This window comes from Klebsiella sp. 2019SCSN059, assembly GCF_021739525.1.
Taxonomy (GTDB): Bacteria; Pseudomonadota; Gammaproteobacteria; order Enterobacterales; family Enterobacteriaceae; genus Klebsiella; species Klebsiella quasipneumoniae.
On the sequence record NZ_JAKKOM010000174.1, the window covers coordinates 1 to 234 of the forward strand.

Genomic DNA, 234 nt, shown 5'->3' on the forward strand with positions numbered 1-234 from the left:
TCCCGACAACGCAGACCGTTCCGTGGCAAAGCAAAAGTTCAAAATCACCAACTGGCCCACCTACAATAAAGCCCTCATCAACCGTGGCTCCATAACTTTCTGGCTGGATGATGAAGCTATTCAGGCCTGGTATGAGTCAGCAACACCTTCTTCACGAGGCAGACCTCAGCGCTATTCTGACCTTGCCATCACGACTGTGCTGGTCATTAAACGCGTATTCAGGCTGACCCTGCG

Annotated in this window: 1 protein-coding gene; it reads left to right on the forward strand. The window is 51.7% G+C overall.

The window, feature by feature from the left end:
* Positions 1–22: 22 nt before the first annotated feature.
* Positions 23–234, forward strand: a 212-nt coding sequence (locus L2I46_RS29470) for an IS5/IS1182 family transposase (RefSeq protein ID WP_032266814.1), incomplete at its 3' end; no start/stop codon positions are given.